We start from the raw sequence: 502 nt of genomic DNA, 5'->3' as shown, positions 1-502 counted from the left end.
CAAGATTCCGCTTACCGCATCTGTGGCCACTCCACGAACCATTGCAACTAAAGCACCCTTACGACCTTTAGCTGCTTTATTGGTCAGAATCGTATAAACATCTCCATTGCTCAGGCAAGTTTCATCCAAAGAAAGGGTTTCTCCAATGTTTTCAGGATAAAGGAGGTAGTCATGCGCATGTTCGAGCTGATCCCAGTTCCGGTAATCACTGATTTTCTCCTTGTATTGTTTACGAAGAGTCTGCCCTTTTACGCCATAACGTTCCGCAAGCACACAGATGCTCATAGGAGTAGATTCAATCTCCTTCTTTTAAAAAAGAGACGAACTCAGAATTGAGCCGTGTACCGTCAAATTCGGATAAATCCCAGTCATAGCTGAAGATTTCATTGGAAGACTTGTCAAGCCATTTACGTTTACGAACATGGAGATAAGTGGCGCGACCACGAATAGGATAGTCTTGGATTGTACGATACTCACCAAAACCATAGGATATGATATCCGG

General features: G+C 43.4%; 1 protein-coding gene and 1 pseudogene. Both read right to left on the bottom strand.

Annotation, left to right across the window (positions count from 1 at the left end; all coding sequences use genetic code 11):
- Window positions 1–285, bottom strand: a pseudogene (locus H8S52_RS19780) (DDE transposase); the annotation flags it as partial.
- A gap of 10 nt (window positions 286–295) precedes the next feature.
- Window positions 296–502: transposase family protein (locus tag H8S52_RS19775; RefSeq protein WP_186910418.1), on the bottom strand; the 207-nt coding region annotated here is incomplete at its 5' end.

The sequence above is a fragment of the Bacteroides sp. NSJ-48 genome, assembly GCF_014287405.1.
Classification (GTDB): domain Bacteria; phylum Bacteroidota; class Bacteroidia; order Bacteroidales; family Bacteroidaceae; genus Bacteroides; species Bacteroides stercoris.
This window is presented reverse-complemented; position numbering and strand designations above follow the sequence as displayed.